The 16,485-nt window shown below is 43.0% G+C and carries 17 protein-coding genes; 6 read left to right on the top strand and 11 right to left on the bottom strand.

Annotated elements, in window-relative coordinates; translation table 11 throughout:
* Together K1X76_12135 and K1X76_12130 are read right to left on the bottom strand one after the other, a co-directional pair.
* On the bottom strand, nucleotides 1-322 hold a 322-nt coding region (locus tag K1X76_12135; GenBank protein MBX7149813.1), incomplete at its 3' end, for a hypothetical protein.
* Between the two features lie 9 nt (nucleotides 323-331).
* On the bottom strand, nucleotides 332-1,870 hold the full coding sequence (locus K1X76_12130; GenBank protein ID MBX7149812.1) for a hypothetical protein: 1,539 nt from the start codon (nucleotides 1,868-1,870) through the stop codon (nucleotides 332-334).
* Nucleotides 1,871-2,177: 307 nt separating this feature from the next.
* Between K1X76_12130 and K1X76_12125 the strand changes: the two genes are divergently transcribed.
* The gene (locus K1X76_12125; protein MBX7149811.1) at nucleotides 2,178-2,360 is read left to right on the top strand and encodes a hypothetical protein; all 183 of its coding nucleotides are present in this window, start codon (nucleotides 2,178-2,180) and stop codon (nucleotides 2,358-2,360) included.
* On the top strand, nucleotides 2,323-2,772 hold the full coding sequence (locus K1X76_12120; GenBank protein ID MBX7149810.1) for a nucleotidyltransferase: 450 nt from the start codon (nucleotides 2,323-2,325) through the stop codon (nucleotides 2,770-2,772). The genes K1X76_12125 and K1X76_12120 overlap by 38 nt, the downstream gene beginning before the upstream one ends.
* On the opposite strand, the gene K1X76_12115 is transcribed toward K1X76_12120, so the two are convergent.
* From K1X76_12115 to K1X76_12095, 5 genes are all read right to left on the bottom strand, one after another.
* Nucleotides 2,764-3,543 (bottom strand): TatD family hydrolase, encoded by a 780-nt coding sequence (locus tag K1X76_12115; protein MBX7149809.1) that lies wholly within the window; start codon nucleotides 3,541-3,543, stop codon nucleotides 2,764-2,766. The genes K1X76_12120 and K1X76_12115 overlap by 9 nt on opposite strands.
* 67 nt (nucleotides 3,544-3,610) lie before the next feature.
* On the bottom strand, nucleotides 3,611-5,293 hold the full coding sequence (locus tag K1X76_12110; GenBank protein MBX7149808.1) for a Na/Pi cotransporter family protein: 1,683 nt from the start codon (nucleotides 5,291-5,293) through the stop codon (nucleotides 3,611-3,613).
* A 40-nt stretch (nucleotides 5,294-5,333) separates the two neighbouring features.
* On the bottom strand, nucleotides 5,334-6,278 hold the full coding sequence (gene ftsY / locus K1X76_12105; protein ID MBX7149807.1) for a signal recognition particle-docking protein FtsY: 945 nt from the start codon (nucleotides 6,276-6,278) through the stop codon (nucleotides 5,334-5,336).
* Complete coding sequence (nadC, locus tag K1X76_12100) at nucleotides 6,275-7,126, bottom strand: carboxylating nicotinate-nucleotide diphosphorylase (protein ID MBX7149806.1); 852 nt, start codon at nucleotides 7,124-7,126, stop codon at nucleotides 6,275-6,277. The genes ftsY and nadC overlap by 4 nt, the downstream gene beginning before the upstream one ends.
* The gene (locus tag K1X76_12095; GenBank protein ID MBX7149805.1) at nucleotides 7,123-9,900 is read right to left on the bottom strand and encodes a valine--tRNA ligase; all 2,778 of its coding nucleotides are present in this window, start codon (nucleotides 9,898-9,900) and stop codon (nucleotides 7,123-7,125) included. Before K1X76_12095 ends, nadC begins: the two co-directional genes overlap by 4 nt.
* A gap of 46 nt (nucleotides 9,901-9,946) precedes the next feature.
* On the opposite strand from K1X76_12095, the gene K1X76_12090 reads away from it, so the two are divergent.
* From K1X76_12090 to K1X76_12080, 3 genes are all read left to right on the top strand, one after another.
* Nucleotides 9,947-10,936 (top strand): flippase-like domain-containing protein, encoded by a 990-nt coding sequence (locus K1X76_12090; GenBank protein ID MBX7149804.1) that lies wholly within the window; start codon nucleotides 9,947-9,949, stop codon nucleotides 10,934-10,936.
* A gap of 374 nt (nucleotides 10,937-11,310) precedes the next feature.
* Nucleotides 11,311-11,877, top strand: a complete 567-nt coding sequence (locus tag K1X76_12085) for a hypothetical protein (protein ID MBX7149803.1) — start codon at nucleotides 11,311-11,313, stop codon at nucleotides 11,875-11,877.
* Between the two features lies 1 nt (nucleotide 11,878).
* Complete coding sequence (locus K1X76_12080) at nucleotides 11,879-12,571, top strand: hypothetical protein (protein MBX7149802.1); 693 nt, start codon at nucleotides 11,879-11,881, stop codon at nucleotides 12,569-12,571.
* On the opposite strand, the gene K1X76_12075 is transcribed toward K1X76_12080, so the two are convergent.
* The 3 genes from K1X76_12075 to K1X76_12065 all read right to left on the bottom strand — a co-directional run bounded on the left by K1X76_12075 (nucleotide 12,572) and on the right by K1X76_12065 (nucleotide 14,835).
* Nucleotides 12,572-12,946 carry a hypothetical protein gene (locus tag K1X76_12075; GenBank protein ID MBX7149801.1) on the bottom strand — a complete coding sequence of 125 codons (375 nt, stop codon included), beginning with the start codon at nucleotides 12,944-12,946 and terminating at the stop codon, nucleotides 12,572-12,574.
* A gap of 100 nt (nucleotides 12,947-13,046) precedes the next feature.
* Nucleotides 13,047-14,468, bottom strand: a complete 1,422-nt coding sequence (gene glnA / locus K1X76_12070) for a type I glutamate--ammonia ligase (protein MBX7149800.1) — start codon at nucleotides 14,466-14,468, stop codon at nucleotides 13,047-13,049.
* 28 nt (nucleotides 14,469-14,496) lie between these two features.
* A complete protein-coding gene (locus tag K1X76_12065) occupies nucleotides 14,497-14,835 on the bottom strand; it encodes a P-II family nitrogen regulator (GenBank protein MBX7149799.1) in 339 nt (112 codons plus the stop codon).
* Between the two features lie 313 nt (nucleotides 14,836-15,148).
* Here K1X76_12065 and K1X76_12060 point away from each other — a divergent pair, with 313 nt between their 5' ends.
* The gene (locus K1X76_12060) at nucleotides 15,149-15,682 is read left to right on the top strand and encodes an NYN domain-containing protein (GenBank protein ID MBX7149798.1); all 534 of its coding nucleotides are present in this window, start codon (nucleotides 15,149-15,151) and stop codon (nucleotides 15,680-15,682) included.
* On the opposite strand, the gene K1X76_12055 is transcribed toward K1X76_12060, so the two are convergent.
* The gene (locus K1X76_12055) at nucleotides 15,679-16,305 is read right to left on the bottom strand and encodes a four helix bundle suffix domain-containing protein (GenBank protein MBX7149797.1); all 627 of its coding nucleotides are present in this window, start codon (nucleotides 16,303-16,305) and stop codon (nucleotides 15,679-15,681) included. The genes K1X76_12060 and K1X76_12055 overlap by 4 nt on opposite strands.
* Between the last annotated feature and the right edge of the window lie 180 nt (nucleotides 16,306-16,485).

Here is a 16,485-nt window from a genome sequence, read left to right as displayed (position 1 = left end):
CAGCCGCAGCACCCTCACCAGCAACAGCGGCAACATGATAAGCACCCTGACGAATTTCATAGGTATTAGTAGCCGTTCTGCTAATACGGTATCCTTCACCATCAACCGATGTATTAGTAGATTGGGTTAATCCCTGTAAACCTTGTAAGGCATTAGGAAATTTGTCAAAAATATCAATCTGATTACCGGTATCGGCAGCAGAATCAGCTTCAAGCGCAGTATCTTCCGTACCATCTGCAGCAAAAACGGTAACGGCTACCTCGCCCGTATCTTGGGTTGTGTTATTAGAACTTCCATCAGTTAAACTTACAAATGCACCCATATACTCTCCTTATCCCACATGCATCTCGGCCGATGCATGTCCTTTCTTATCAACACCACGTACTAAATCGCCGGCTAAAATTCCGCCTTCGCGCATGGCAGCCGCCATACTTTGCTGGTTATCCACCAAAGCAACGCGACCTTCTTCGGTTAATTCGTGGTCACCTCTAAAATCTGTTTTACCATTGCGGCTCATCATGGTTTTAAAAGCATCGTCGGTTACTTCGGTAGAAGCTACCGTTGTTTGCTGAGCTCCCGAAGGATCTACCAATTTTAATTTTACCTTGCCGCTAATATCGGTAACGCGTTCTTCGCTACCGTAACAATAGTAACCACCGCTTACCAAAGCTTTCATGCAGGCCATATCTTCACTGGCCGAAGCACCCTGGGCCGATTCGGCCACACCGGCAAAAAGAGCGGCCTCACCTTTTAAACCGTTGTTTAAGGCATCTTGTGCTTGGTCTTTAAAGTCACCGCTTTTAGCACGTTTCGCCAAAGCCACAGCACCCGCATTGCTATTTTTGGCGCGTTCCAATCTTTCTTTACGTACATCTTCGGGAACCATTTCGCTAACAGCCAATTGCACTACTTCCAAACTTTGAGGAGTTTCAATAAAACCTTCGCCACTCATATCGGCTTGAGTGCCGCTAGAGCTTGCAGTTTCGGTTGTGCCCTCGGCTTGAGCGGCTAACTCGGTAGCTACGTCGGACCTGTCGGACACGTCAGACTTGTCAGACGCGTTAGATTTTTTAGAACTTTCAGACTTAACAACCACAGGCGCTTTTTTACCGGCCAATACAGCACTTAAATCTTGGTGCACCACACGGGCTTTATCGCCTTGAGCAATTTGTTTTTGGTTGGCGGTTGTAGCTTTAGCAGCCTGCTTTTCGGCCGTTTTACGAGCTTGCAAACCCTTAGAAAGCAGTGCCAAACGAGAACCTGTTTTATAAAATTCGGCAGTATCTTCTTTGCTAAGCACCGTTCCATGAGAAGCCTGCGAATATTTAGCGGCAAATTTTTGTTTTAAATTGGCCACTTCACTTTGCATTTTATTAACCAAATCTTTGGTAAGCTGATCTTTACCTTCTTTTTGCTGTTGAGCGTCTTGTTCAGGAGCATCGGCATGAGAAACTTCCTCCACAGCCGGAGCCATCTCAGGAGCACTCATGGCAGCTTGAAGCTGATTTAATTTCTGTAAAGCTTCTTCTTTGGTAAGCGGCTTATGATTACCATCTTTCAAAAGTTCGGCAATATTAACATCAACATCTAAATCTTTAATGGGCGAAGAGGGACTTTCGGTATCACCAAAACCCAAATCGGGAGCATCAGCAGAAGTACCATCGGTAGACCCTACGGCATCGGCAAACAATTCGGCAAGCGAGGCAGCACCATCGGATGGACTACTAACATCGCCACCATCAGCAGAACCACCGGCAGGCGGCTGGGGTTGTGTAACACCGGTGCTACCCGTAGCATCGGCATTGCCATCAGCCGGAGGAAGAGGTCCGGTTTGGGTTGTTTGTCCTGGTTGTACGCCATTTACAGCCATATATATCCTTATAGTATGGAGCCCATAACAAAGGCTCTCCTCCTGTATAAAGCAACAAGCTTGCCAAAAAGGCCATTTGGGGTCCAAAAAAAATTAACTATAAGTAATTGAATTTATTTGATTATTTTAAATGGAAGGGAACTCTTAAAATGTACCTGGCACCAAAAGGAGTTTCAAGCCCCTAGCTCCTAGCCCCTAGCCCCTATTATTGGGGAGACTACACCACACAGATATAAAACTACTTTTTTATGAAAAACCACCCAAATTGCATATTGAACAATGCGCATTTTTACTCTAAATTGGTTCTATGCCACTTCTTAAACTAGCTCAAGATGACCCACAAAAGGAAATGGCCTTCGACATCCAATGCTCGTTAGCCATACCAATGGACGAACGGCTCAAAGCGTGGTTGGAATGGAACTTAACCATGCTCGAATTTATCAATTCACGCCATGAATCTAGCCAATACCCTCAAATCATTAAACGATAATTTTGTAGAATTTATTATTATTGGAGCTACTGCCGGCATTGCTCATGGCTACTCACGCCTCACAAAAGATTTGGATATTTTTGTAAAACCCAACAAAGAAAACATAGAAAAATTATTTAAAGCTCTTAAAACTGCCGGTTACGATTTACAAGATACAACAGTTGAGGAGGCGCTGCAAAAAAAACTACTTTTTAGACAATATATTCTTGAGCTGGATATTCATCCGCATGTTGCCGGTGTTACTTTTGACACGCTCTGGAAAAACAAAATTACCTGCAAGCTCGCCGACCAAAATGTATATTTTAGCTCACTTGACGACCTCATCATTATGAAAAAAGCTGCCAATCGTCCTAAAGATTTGGAAGATCTAAAATTCTTGGAAGAAATCAAAAAACAACAAGGTTTATCCTAAGATTCCAAAAAACCGATGGGCATTTTGAGTGGTCTCACGAGCTATTTCGTCAAAACTAAGACCCTTAATTTCGGCTACTTTTTGGGCCACATATTTTACATACGCGGGCTCGTTAGTTTTACCGCGAAAAGGAACGGGCGCCAAGTAAGGCGAGTCGGTTTCAATCAGCATTTGATTTAAGGGAGTTATTTTTACCACCTCGCGCAATTCGTCCGATTTTTTAAACGTCACAATGCCGGTAAATGAAAGATACGTGCCTAAATCCAAATATTTTTTAGCCAGTTCCATGCTACCCGTAAAGCAATGGATCATCACTTCGCCAGGTTTTACACCATGCGTTTTAAGCATCTCATACGTTTCATCACCTGCATCACGGTCGTGAATCATGATGGGCTTTTTTATTTTTTGAGCGAGTTTTATAAAATTGGCCAGCACCTGTCGTTGAATGTCTCGCGGTGAATGCTCGTAATGGTAATCGAGTCCAATTTCGCCAATGGCCACCACTTTAGGATGGAGCGCCAAATTTTCGAGATGCGCTATAATCTCCGGAGTCACCACACTGGCATCATGCGGATGAATGCCTACGGTGGAATAAATATGCGGGTCAGTTTTGGCAATAGCCAACGCTTCTTCGTTACCGGCCACGGCCTCGCCAGCACCAATGGTGATAAGCGTTTTAACGCCCGCTTCACGCGCACGACTGATAACAGCGTCGCGTTCGGCTAGAGGATAATCTTTAAAACTTAAATGGCAGTGGCTATCAACAAGCATATGAAGAAGTGAATAGTAGATGGTGAATAGTGGATGGTTTTTTTGTATTTTTACTATTTACCATACACTATCCACCATCTGCTGTATTCATTCGCAAATATTCTTTCTCGGGCAAATAATGATGCACAATAGTAAGCAGCGCTAAACTAATACGATGATACAAGGCCATGAGCTCCAAATGAATAGCAGACGTTTCAATAGATTCCTTTAAACCGGCATTTAAACGCTTTAAGTGCGTCATCTTCAGCTCGTTTTGCCTTTCCTGCAGATGTTCACTATGAGTTAGCATTTTAAGAGCAATTTCGCGGTTGGCCGACGACAAAGTAGCCAGCGCCATATCCATCATTTGTGTGGTTTTTACCTGCACCTCACAAATTTCCATCCACCCCTCATCCGAAAACTTAACGGCTTTACTGGCTTTTTTATGGGCCAGTCGCACAAAATGTCCATCGATGGTATCACCAATATTTTCAAATTCATTCACAGCAGTAATAAGATGCATTCCCAGGCTCGCCTCTTTTTCCTGCAAATCGGTGAGCGGCAGTTTGGCCATGTAAAACTTGGTGGCCTTGTACAAAATATCTACCTGATGATCGTTGCCACGTATCTCATCCACACGATCCAAATCGTATTTTTGGAAAAGTCCATGGCACTGACGAAACATTTTTTGAATAATCTCTCCCATCCGCACAATTTCACGATTTACCTGTGCAAACGCCAAACTTGGGGTCATTAAGGCTGTTTCATCCAAATACATGGGGCCAAATTTTTGTTCGGCCTCGTCATGAACAGGGATAAGCCACACCATTATTTTTTCACCCAAAGACAAAAGAGGTAAAAACACAATCACCACCTGTACATTAAACAAAAAATGAAAAAATGAAATAGACACAGCGCTATCGGGCGAAATATCAAATAAATTAATCATCACAAAATTAATAAAAAAATCCATGGCGTTTACATAAATTTTAAACACCGGAAAAATCATGGCCACAGCCGATACCCGTAATAAAAAATTAGCCCATGCCGCCCGCTTGCCATCGGTTTTGGCCTGGCTAGCAGCTATTAGCGACGAAAAACAGGTTCCTACATTGGCGCCCAATACAAGGGGCAGTGCATCATGAAACGTAATGGCATGAGCATGGGCTAGAGACACTAAAATACCCACCACTGCACTGCTAGAGTTGATAAATGCGGTAAGAACTGCCGCAATAACAAAATTAAGCAATGGATACTCGCGCATAAATTGAAAAATTTGAGGCACCAACGGGTTATCGTTTAAAGGGGCAGTGGCCTCGCCCATCACTGTCATTCCAAAAAATACTAAACCAAACCCCAAAATAATTTCACCCCACATTTTTATTACTTTGCGGCGTCCCAAATGACTCATTAAAAAACCACCAATAAAAAACACAAGACCTAGCTGCATAATGGATTTAATAGAAATAATGAGCACCACAAAAGTGGTACCAATACCGGCACCAAGCAAAACTGCCATAGCCTGACGCAATGTAAGAAGGCCACTAGACGCTAAACCAATAGTCATAAGAGACGTTGCGGTAGAACTTTGGAGAAAAAAAGTAGCAACAATGCCCGTTACAATACTTTTAATAGGACCAACTGTGCTTTTGCGGATAAGATTTTTAAGACGGTCTCCAGCAAAGGAGTGAAGCCCCTGATGGAGCGTAAAAAGGCCAAAAAAGAAAAAAGTAAGGCCTCCTATAAATTGCAAAACATGCGATGAGGGCATGTATCTCATTGTACAGAGATTAAGGAAGAGGAGCTAGGGATTAGTGAAAGATTTTATCAATAAAATCGGTCGCATCAAAGGGTTTGAGATCGACCATGCCCTCGCCCATGCCTACAAAACGGATAGGAAGGCCAGTTTTTTGACGGATGGCAAACACAATACCCCCCTTAGCCGTGCCGTCAAACTTCGTCAGCACAATACCGGTAAGCGGGATGGCCCCTAAAAAATCACGCGCCTGCGACAGGCCGTTTTGCCCAGTAGTGGCATCGAGCACCAAGTAAATATCGTCCAAAGCCCGCCCCAAACTTTTTTCTCCCACACGCACCATTTTTTTAAGCTCTTCCATGAGATTAGATTTAGTATGGAGACGCCCAGCGGTATCAATAAGAACAAGGTCTACATCGGTAGCCAGCGCCTTTTTAATACCATCAAATACAAGGCTTGCCGGATCGGTTTGATCGTTCCCACGCACAATTTGAGCTCCGCTGCGTGTAGCCCAGGTTTCTAGCTGCTCGGCCGCCGCTGCCCTAAAGGTATCGGCAGCCACCAGAAGAACTTTTTTACTCTGCCCCACCGCCCAATGCGCGAGTTTTGCCAAAGTTGTAGTTTTACCCACACCGTTAATCCCCACCATCATTAAAACGTGAGGTTTGCTGGGCGAAAAAGCAAAACCCTGCGGATCGGCCAGCATGGTTTTCATTTTTTGTTGCAAATGTTTTTGAGCTTCGTCGGGATTGGATAAATAAGAACCCATGTCCGTCAAAAGAACTTGGGTCGATTCAATACCAAAATCGGCGGCTAATAATTTTTCTTCGAGGGCCACCAGCGTGCTCTCCCCGCCTTTAAAAAGACCCGATAACAAACCTGGAGAAGATTTCATCACCAGCGAAGCGGAGGGTTTGGCTTTTAATTTTTGGCGTACTAATAAAAATAGAAAAATGGGAACAAGAAAGGCTAGCGTAATAAGAAGATAAGTAACAATCATAAGGGTTGGATGAGAAAACTGATATCAACAGCTTTAATAGAATGCGTGAGTGCCCCAATAGAAATACGCGACACACCGGTGGAGGCTATTTTTTTAACCGTGTTGATATTCACACCCCCTGATACTTCTAACGGAACGCGCCCTTTTACCAAACGCACGGCTTCTTTAATTTGTGCAATACTCATATTGTCCAGCAAAATAAGATCGGCACGTCCTTTAAGGGCATCTTTTACTTCGGCCAAAGTGCGGGCTTCAATTTGAATAAGAACATTTTTTAATTTATTTTTAGAGCGATGCGCGTGAGCAGATTCTAAAGCTTTTAAAACCGAACCGGAGGCATCAATATGATTATCTTTAATGAGATACATATCATTTAACGTCATCCGATGATTAGTACCGCCGCCATGAGCCACAGCCCGTTTTTGCAATACACGCAAACCCGGTACAGTTTTGCGTGTATCTAAAATTTGAGCGCGGGAGCCTTTAATTTTTTTAACAAATTCGTAAGTAAGAGTAGCCACACCCGAGAGTTGCTGCAAAAAATTAAGTGCCACTCTTTCTGCCCTCAGCAAACTATCCACCGGCCCCACAACTTTGGCAAAACGTTCGCCTTTTAAAATTTTAGCGCCATTTTCAACACCGGTAATAAAATGAATGCTTTTATCTACAGCTAAAAAAGTATCCCGTGCCACATCCAAACCCGACAGCACAAAATCTTGCTTAGCCACCAGATACCCATCGGCCAAAGGAGGTTTTTTACCAAAGGAGGCTTCGGTAGTGATATCCCGATGCGCATTGTCTTCGTGAAGAGCTTGTTTGATAAGAGTATAATAAATGGGTTTTTTCATTTTAACATCCCTATCGCCCGTTCAATAAGGGCCTTTTCGGCCATCACTGCTTTGAGTAAATTTTGTTTTTCTTCCAGCAATTCGGCATCGGCGTTTTTAGCAAAGTTTTCGTTACCCAATTGTGCGTTTAAGGCGGCAATATCTTTATCAACCTTTGCCATCTTTTTATCCTGACGCGCTTTTTCTTTGTCGATATCTATCAATCCGGCAAGAGGAATCATGATGGTGGCATTCCCTGCCATAGCCAGTGCTGCCGGTTCGGAGAGTTCTTTATCAACAAAATTAATTTGCGAAACGGTAGCAAGCCATCCAATCATTTTTTCAATTTCTTTAAGAATGGTTTTTTCGGCTTCCGGAGCAATAACCGATATTTTAACCGCTTCTTTAAGCGGCACACCCGTTTCTTGGCGAATGTTGCGGATGGCGGTGGCCACAAGTGTTAAGGCATTCACTTCCTGCCACGCTTTTTTGTAATTTTCGGTATTGGCCACTACAGGATAATTACTTTTAGCAATGCTTGCGCCTTTTCTATCGCCCAACATTTGCCAAATTTCTTCGGTAATAAAGGGCATAAAAGGATGCATGAGACGGAGCGCCGTATCCAGCACATAAAAAGTAGTGCGGGCGGTTTCAATTTTTTCGGCATCAGTTCCGGAACGGAAAATTTCTTTGGTGAGTTCGATGTACCACGAGCAAAAGTTTTGCCAAAAAAAGTTATACACCGTGTGCGCGCCGCGGTTAAACTCGTAACCTTCGATGGATTTGGAAACCGCGTCGATAGTTTGATTAAGCTCAAATAAAATCCACTGATTAAAACGGTTTTTGGGTGTAATATTTTTAAAATCGTCCACCGATTTAATAAACGGCTCGGCATTCATCATGGCAAAGCGACTAGCATTCCAAATTTTATTACAAAAATTACGATAGCCTTCTACACGCGCCTCATCCAATTTAATATCACGCCCCTGCGCCGCAAAAGCAGCCAAGGTAAAACGAAATGCATCGGTGCCATATTTTTCCATGAGTACAAGCGGGTCCACCACATTGCCTTTAGACTTACTCATTTTTTGACCGGTAGGATCACGCACCAAGGCATGAATATGCACATCTTTAAACGGCACAGCATCTTTTAAAGGGCGTCCGTCCTTAGCCATAAAATGACACCCAAACATCATCATGCGCGCCACCCAAAAAAAGATGATATCAAAAGCAGTCACCAGCGATGAGGTAGGATAAAAAGTTTTTAAACGTTCGGTATTTTCGGGCCAACCCAAAGTGCTAAAGGGCCAGAGGCCGGAAGAAAACCAGGTATCCAGAACATCAGGATCTTGAATCAGTTTTGTTGATCCACATTTAGGGCATGCAAGAGGCGGTGTCTCAGAAACAATTGGAGGGCACAAGTGGATGGTGGATGGTGGATGGTGAATAGTACTCTTGCTATCCACCATTGACGATCCACTATCCACTTCTTCCATACAATACCAGGCCGGTATTTGATGACCCCACCAAATTTGACGGGATACACACCAATCTTGAATATTTTCCATCCACTGAAAATAAGTTTTTTCCCAATGCTGGGGCACAAAACGCGTATGCCCTTCACGCACAGCCTTCATTGCCGTATCGGCCAGCGGTTTTGTTTTTACAAACCATTGATCGGATAAATAAGGTTCTACTACAGTTTTACAGCGATAACAGTGCCCCACCGAATTGCCATAAGGTTCAATTTTTTCAATAAGCCCGGCTTCTTCTAATTTAGCCACGGCCAAATCACGGGCTTTAAAACGATCCATGCCTTTAAAATCGTCGGGAACATTATCGTTAAGCTTTCCTGTTTTATCTAAAATATTAATTTTTGTAAGACCCAGGCGCTCACTCACGGCAAAATCGTTAAAATCGTGTGCTGGTGTAATTTTTACCACGCCACTGCCAAAAGCCTGATCGACAAAAGAATCGGCCACAACAGGAATAGAACGATTGGTTAAAGGAAGCTTTACCTTTTTACCCACACTAGCTTTGTAACGCTCATCATCAGAATGCACAGCAATAGCCACATCACCAAACAATGTTTCTGGCCGAGTTGTAGCAACGACAACATAATCTTTTTTTTCTTCTTCACCATCCACTATCCACCATCCACCATCCACTGGATAGCGAATATGCCACAGAGAAGTCTTTTTACTTTCGTGTTCTACTTCTAAATCGGAAAGCGAAGTTTGACAGCGCGGGCACCAATTGATGAGACGATTACCGCGGTAAATAAGACCTTCGTTGTATAAATCCACAAAAACTTTTTTAACAGCGCCCGACAAACCATCATCCATGGTAAAGCGTTCGTTATCGTAATCGCAACTGGCCCCTAAACGCTTGAGCTGGCCAATAATAGTCCCGCCCGATTTTTTCTTCCATTCCCACACGCGTTCCACAAATTTTTCACGGCCCAAATCAAAACGGCTTTTGCCTTCTTCTTTAAGCTGACGTTCCACCACATTTTGCGTAGCAATACCGGCATGGTCGGTTCCCACTACCCACAGGGCGTTAAAACCTTTCATACGGTGGTAGCGGACGAGAATATCCTGAATGGTAGAGTTAAGCGCATGCCCCATATGGAGCGAGCCCGTTACATTGGGTGGAGGGATAACCACGGAGTAGGATGGTTTAGAGGCATCCGGTTTATCCATTGAAAAAACCCGATTTTTAAGCCACAGGTCTATCCACTTGTTTTCTACATCGTGCGGTTCGTATACTTTTGAAATTTCGTCGTTTTCTTTCATCACTTTCCTTTTCACCTCTCTTAACGTATAAGAAAGCCTTCATCAAATGAAAAAACGGCTTAAAAATATACTCCCCTGGTGCATGGCTTGCGGGATTTTTTACCTTCTTTTTACACAAACACCACCTAAAAACATCCTTAACGCTATACTCCACGCTAATATCCCGCTCCTTCTCTTTTATATCGTGTTGTATTTTACGGTTGTGATGCTTTTGGATGTATGGGCCTTGCAATTAGCCCTCTCACGCTTTGTTGCCAAACTCAATTATTCCGAAACGCTCCTTATGCGGGGCGCCACATATTTACTGATGGTTATTAATTACAATGTAGGTCAGGGAGGTATTGTTTTTTACTTAAAACGTACCCATGAAGCTCCTGTTTTTAAAACCATAGGCACTCTTTTACTCATGACCGTTATCGATTTTTCTATCATGCTTTTTTTGGCACTGGTCTCAGTATTTTTTAACGATATCCAATACCACAATATAGCGCTGAAACCTTATGTGTATACTCTGGCCATTCTTTTTTATGGCGGTTTCTTTATATGGATTGCCTTTTGGCTCAATTTTAAAAAGCCATTTTTGCAAAAATTAATTTTGGTGCCCTGGATTAACAAACTAGTGCATCGTGATATTTTTTACGCTTTTAAAGAAGCAAGCCTAAAAGACTATTTAAAATTTACCTTACTACGCCTACCGTTAATTGTCACAATAGTAGCGGCTCTTTATCTCATGATTCATGGTTTTTACAGTCATGTGCCCTTTAGCAAAATCTTTTTATATGGCCCTATTGTACTCTTTTCGGGAGCCATCCCCATCACCCCTTCAGGGCTTGGCACCTCACAAGCTCTCTTTGTAGAATTTTTTAAATCAAGCCTTACTAGCCCCTTGGTAACAAATGGCACCTTAACCCCCAGCGAAATTTTATTAGCAGGAGGTTTAATTGGAGCCTTTGGTAATTTAACTTTGAAGGCCGTATTTGGATTGTATTGTTTATCTAAAAAATCGAAGGATCTGTTTACTCCCCCCTCTCCCTAACCCTCTCCCCAAAGGGGCGAGGGGGAAAGAGTACCCCCCTCCCGTCCTCCCCCTTAACTTAAGTGGGAGGGGCCCAAAATAAATCACAAACGGGTGGTGTTCTTTTTTTGAAAATAATTTCGCTCTTGGGCCGCCTAGAAAAAATTCAGCATAAATCAGAAGCTGTACGAGGCAAAAGCCGGAGGGGACCCGCAAGCGGGGACCGGCGGAATCAAACCAGCCCCAGCACAAACAAGCGGACCTCCGAAATTATTTTCAAAAAAAGAACACCATCCGTTTGCCACCCCGCGTCAAAAAAACCCATCTTTTCTCTTGGTCCCCTACTCACCCAATGCTACAATTTTAATTAGTAGTAATAAGTAAAGGGGTTGGGAATGATTTCTACTTCCACATTACCCGAGTTTTTTTTCGAAAAGGTTGAGAACGCGGCATCCAAGGCTCCTGTTAAAGTAAGCGTGGAAGCCGAACATTATATCGTCAACCTGCTTACTGCCTTTTGCCCACTCGATAACAACCAAGATCAAGCTTTAGCTCTCCGTTTTTTAGAAGCTCTCGTATCGACATCATACGAAAAAGCCCAGCATCTTAAAAAACTGGGTGATGCGTCTCTTTTCATTTCGGGTTTTTTTGCCGAAAGCTTAAACCGCAAACTGGTAGATATAGACTATTACATTAGCATGGGACATGCTGCTTATAGTAATTTGTCAAACTTAAATACCGTAAAACCTCTAAAAAATACCTTTCACGAATTGGCACAAAACTTTATAATTTTTGTAGATATTATTGCCGCTGTACGCGATTCAACACCACTGATGAATCATCAGGATGTGTTAAACCTGTACGACCGGTGGCTTAAAACGGGTTCAACGCGTAACAAAGATTTACTGGAACAACACGGGATTGTTCCTAACGCATTAGTTAAAAACAAGTACCCTCAATAATATGACAATGATTCCACATCATGAAGACGCCAAGCTTGAAGCGGTTATGATTGACCGTTTGCAAAATCAATTGGAATGCCTTTACGATATTGGCGTACCCGAGCGCGTGAAACATTATTTAATAGATAGACACGAGGCACAAAATTTACTGACTTTAGGCGAAAACCAAAAACTTCCTAAAGAACTATTACTGGTGCGCCAAAGCGAAGAAGAAACAGTAGAAGTGGCTCTTTTTTTAGATGATAAACTCCTTCAAAACTTAACTCAAAACAATCCCTTTGAGTTTTTAAACGAAGAAAATATTGCCGATTTTTGTATTATGATTGAAGGTGTATCGCATTTTGTTTATTTTTTATGGAAGGCTTATAAGCAAACGCCTATCACTCAATTAGAAATGGAATTGCAGGCCGAAATTGACAAATTTGTTTTGCTCTATTTATTTTTAAGATCGGACCACACCGAAGAAATATCAAAAATTATTTTTGATCGTTTGTTTGAAAATTTTAAATTAATAGAAAACTTATCGGCCGAACAGGAAGAACGTTATATTACTGCCTCGCAACTGGCCTCCAAATACTGTCATTACTTAAAAAACAAATACCGTAATCCGCAGGAAATGCAAAAAATGATTGAAGAAGTGCGCTATTTTTATAATTTATCGCAGGAACAAAAAATTTCGTTTATTCATAGTTAATTATTCCACCGTAATCGTTCCGTCAACCGGCGTCATGGAGCCTTCAAAAAAACGACAGTAAAAATAAAACACATCACCAGCCACAGCCGTATCGGGAATTGTAAAGGTATTGGTTCCATCAGAAGGCACCAGCACATCAAAAGTTCCGGTATCATCAAAAGCACCGGGAGCACTTTCGCTGGTAATAGTGTGCGGGTTATTATCTTCGTTATCTACAATAATAGTATCACCGGGCTGGGCCGTAATATCGGGGGTAGCAAAAATAAAACCCTCGGCAATTACAATAACAGGGCCTTCAAGCGGAAGGGCCGCCTCTTCTTCTTTAGAACAGGAAAGGCAAATAAGAAGGAGGATAATAGAAAAAAACTTTTTCATACCTCACCTATACCCACACACTCACGGACGTGCAAACAATAAAAAACCCCCCGCTTGTGGCGGAGGGTTTTTGTAAAACAGATGCCGATTAAGACTGGTTTTAGCAGTCAAAATACAGGTGGAATTCGTACGGAGAAGGACGAAGACGAACAGGTCCCACTTCGTTTTCCATTTTATAGTCAATCCAGTTGTGTACGAAGTCTTGATCGAACACGCCGCCTTTAATGAGCCATTCGTGATCGTTCTTAAGGTTATTAAGAGCTTCGTCCAAGCTACCGGGAATAGACGGGATATTGGCCAATTCTTCAGCCGATAAGCCGTAGATGTTTTTATCCATCGGGGCACCCGGATCAATTTTGTTTTGGATACCATCCAAACCTGCCATAAGCATGGCCGAGAAAGCCACGTACGGGTTACAGGTAGGATCGGGAGTACGGAATTCCAAGCGTTTAGCCTTAGGCGATTGCGAGTACATGGGAATACGTACGGCAGCCGAACGGTTACGCGACGAGTAAGCAAGCTTCACAGGAGCTTCATAACCCGGCACCAAGCGGCGATAGCTGTTGGTGGTGGGGTTGGTTAAAGCAACAAGAGCAGGAGCGTGCTTTAAGATACCGCCAATGTACCAAAGGCCCATTTGCGAGAAACCGGCATATTTATCACCAGCAAACAAGGGTTTGCCATCTTTCCAGATGGATTGGTGAGTGTGCATACCCGAACCGTTATCACCAAACATGGGTTTGGGCATAAAGGTTGCGGTTTTGCCGTGACGAGCAGCCACGTTTTTAACAATATATTTATACCACATCATGGTATCAGCCATAGAAAGGAGTGAATCGAAACGAACGTCGATTTCGGCCTGACCGGCGGTAGCCACTTCGTGGTGGTGTTTTTCTACACGGATACCCACTTTTTCCATTTCCAAAATCATTTCAGAACGGATGTCTTGCTGGGTATCGGCGGGAGCAACAGGGAAATAACCTTCTTTATGACGGATTTTATTTCCCAAGTTGATGCCGGCTTCGTTGCCGCTGTTCCAAACAGCTTCGTTGGAATCGATGCGGTAGTAACCGGTGTGGGCATTTTGTTCAAAAGCCACGTGGTCAAAAATAAAGAATTCGGCTTCGGGACCTACATAACAAATATCACCAATGCCGGTAGACTTTAAGTAAGCTTCGGCTTTTTTAGCAATATTACGAGGATCGCGAGCATAAGTGGTTTTACCAATAGGTTCGCGAACATCACCAATCATGGAGAGAGTGGTTTCAGCACAAAAAGGATCAATTTTAGCCGTAGAGGGATCAGGAATTAACACCATGTCCGATTCGTTGATGGCTTGCCATCCGCGAATAGAAGAGCCGTCAAAGCCGCTTCCTTCTTCAAACAAATCTTCGTGAAGTTCATCCATCGAAATGGAAAAGTGTTGCCAGGTACCAAAGAGATCGACAAATTTAAGGTCGACCACTTTACATTTTGCGTCTTTTGCAAAGGCAATGACGTCTTTTGCTGTTTTGAGACTCATGTTTTCTCCTTATAGGGTTATTAAAAAACTACAACGCCGCGTCACCGGTTTCGCCGGTACGAATGCGGATGGCCGCTTCCACGGCATATACAAAAATTTTTCCATCGCCAATGCGGCCTGTTTGCGCAGTTTTCTGAATTTCTTCCACCACGCGTGCTACATCGTCGTCACGTACAACTAATTCAATTTTAATTTTGGGCAAAAAATCTACCACATACTCGGCGCCACGGTAGAGTTCGGTGTGTCCCTTTTGACGTCCAAAGCCCTTCATTTCGGAAATGGTCATGCCTTTAATTCCCATCCCGCTTAACGCTTCTTTTACTTCATCTAACTTAAAGGGCTTGATAATCGCTTCAATTTTTTTCATATACTCTTGTTGAGACGTATTGGTTTTATAATTTTATTTAGAGGCTCTCCCAGCTTTAATACTAAAAGCTGCAATACGGAGTGGGCGCCACCTTGTATTTTGTAAAAAAATATTTGTAAATTGATTTTTTTAGAGGTTTTTTTGGATGAACAAGCCTTTAAAAAACAAAAAATTTACGAATTATGGCTTAGCAAGCCTTATACCAACCCGTTTTTACAGTAAGTTATTGAAATATATTGTGTTGGTTTTTTTAAAAGCTTTAAAAATCGAATAAAAATTGAGCAGTGCCTAAAAAATAGTCACATTAAACCTTATGGCTACCTTGGTAATTGATGGTTACAATCTTATTCGCCAATCCCCTACTTTGCTTGAATTAGAAAAAGAAAGCCTGGAGCGCGCGCGTTTGGGGCTGGTGCACAAGCTTGCTCGTTACAAGCAAATGAAGGGGCATAAAATTTACGTGGTATTTGATGCCGCCTTAACCAACAACACCCATATTGAAGAATTAAAAATGGGATCCATCCATGTGCTTTTTTCGGAAATGGGAATGCTGGCCGATACGGTAATTATGAAAATTGCCGAAAAGTTAAAGGACAAGGCTGTTATTGTAAGTAGCGATAACGAAATTTTGCGCCGCGCCAAAAGTGCAGGTTGTGGTTATATTACCAGCCCCGAGTTTGAAAAAAAGATGAATGAAGCGCTGATGTATGATGAAAGTTTTGAAGGCGAACGGGACATAGCTCACGAAAAACCGGCGCATAAACGCTGGGCTACCTATAAAAAGGGTCCGGCTAAACGGCAACCCAAGGCCAAACGGCGGGCTTTGAGGAAGTTGGAGGATGTTTAGTGCCGTTGATTAGTGCGGAAACGATAGAGTTTTTCGGTAAATCCACCTTGGCTTGAAAATTGTTTTTCTAAATACTGCAGTTGGCGGCGTAGTAAGTAACTAGCTTGGTTGATCACGCAAATTAATGTGTTGGCGGCGTCTTCGGGGGTTAGCGCAGCAATCTTTTTGGGATCCGACAGGCTGGATGGTTCTGACCGTGCCGACCGTCCGGACCGTTCCGAGTCTGACTTGTCGGAATGGTCGGAACCGTCCAAACGGTCAGAACGGTCCGTCAGCAAACTCCGCCGCACCACCAAAGCCCGCGGGCTATCCGGGTGCCAAGGCTCCAAACCCCGTTGTCGCAAAAAATCTTCGTAATCGAGCAACAGTTCTTCCAAACTAGCCCGAGCCACCCCGGTGAGTTTAAGCTCTGTTTTTTTAGAAGTAGCACTAGCCATGCTTCCCTCGGCTATATTCTGCACCCCGCTTCGCGCTGCCTGCACCATTTGATCGCGCGTGCGCGAAAATTGGCTCACAAAACGCCCACAAAAAACAACGGTAGCATCATAAACCCACTGCGCTGTTTGAAAACTACGTAACTTTCGATAACCCCCATAACGGGGAATAAGTCTTTCATTTTTCATCAGCACAATGAAAAGCAAATCCAATGCCAAATTATAAGTTCTTGAAATTTAAGGATTAGGAAAAAAGAATTGTGGTACGTTCAAGGTGGAAGTGCACCACTACGTAATTTTTTGAGTATTTCCGCAGGAGTATAAAAGTCTAAACATTTTCTCGGTCTATGGTTGAGACGATGTTCGACG

It is taken from the genome of bacterium (assembly GCA_019695305.1).
In the GTDB taxonomy this organism is placed as follows: Bacteria; UBA10199; UBA10199; order UBA10199; family JAIBAG01; genus JAIBAG01.
The sequence above is the reverse complement of the archived record's forward strand: the minus strand, read 5'-3'. Positions and strand labels throughout refer to the sequence as shown.

Bases quoted from the DNA above. Each gene is read 5' to 3' on its own strand.
- K1X76_12055 (MBX7149797.1), bottom strand. From the start codon at position 16,305: ATGAAAAATGAAAGACTTATTCCCCGTTATGGGGGTTATCGAAAGTTA.
- K1X76_12085 (MBX7149803.1), top strand. From the start codon at position 11,311: ATGATTTCTACTTCCACATTACCCGAGTTTTTTTTCGAAAAGGTTGAG.
- K1X76_12125 (MBX7149811.1), top strand. From the start codon at position 2,178: ATGCCACTTCTTAAACTAGCTCAAGATGACCCACAAAAGGAAATGGCC.
- K1X76_12090 (MBX7149804.1), top strand. From the start codon at position 9,947: ATGAAAAAACGGCTTAAAAATATACTCCCCTGGTGCATGGCTTGCGGG.
- K1X76_12065 (MBX7149799.1), bottom strand. From the start codon at position 14,835: ATGAAAAAAATTGAAGCGATTATCAAGCCCTTTAAGTTAGATGAAGTA.
- K1X76_12060 (MBX7149798.1), top strand. From the start codon at position 15,149: ATGGCTACCTTGGTAATTGATGGTTACAATCTTATTCGCCAATCCCCT.
- glnA (MBX7149800.1), bottom strand. From the start codon at position 14,468: ATGAGTCTCAAAACAGCAAAAGACGTCATTGCCTTTGCAAAAGACGCA.
- K1X76_12095 (MBX7149805.1), bottom strand. From the start codon at position 9,900: ATGAAAGAAAACGACGAAATTTCAAAAGTATACGAACCGCACGATGTA.
- K1X76_12120 (MBX7149810.1), top strand. From the start codon at position 2,323: ATGAATCTAGCCAATACCCTCAAATCATTAAACGATAATTTTGTAGAA.
- K1X76_12130 (MBX7149812.1), bottom strand. From the start codon at position 1,870: ATGGCTGTAAATGGCGTACAACCAGGACAAACAACCCAAACCGGACCT.
- K1X76_12080 (MBX7149802.1), top strand. From the start codon at position 11,879: ATGACAATGATTCCACATCATGAAGACGCCAAGCTTGAAGCGGTTATG.
- K1X76_12110 (MBX7149808.1), bottom strand. From the start codon at position 5,293: ATGCCCTCATCGCATGTTTTGCAATTTATAGGAGGCCTTACTTTTTTC.
- K1X76_12115 (MBX7149809.1), bottom strand. From the start codon at position 3,543: ATGCTTGTTGATAGCCACTGCCATTTAAGTTTTAAAGATTATCCTCTA.
- ftsY (MBX7149807.1), bottom strand. From the start codon at position 6,278: ATGATTGTTACTTATCTTCTTATTACGCTAGCCTTTCTTGTTCCCATT.
- nadC (MBX7149806.1), bottom strand. From the start codon at position 7,126: ATGAAAAAACCCATTTATTATACTCTTATCAAACAAGCTCTTCACGAA.
- K1X76_12075 (MBX7149801.1), bottom strand. From the start codon at position 12,946: ATGAAAAAGTTTTTTTCTATTATCCTCCTTCTTATTTGCCTTTCCTGT.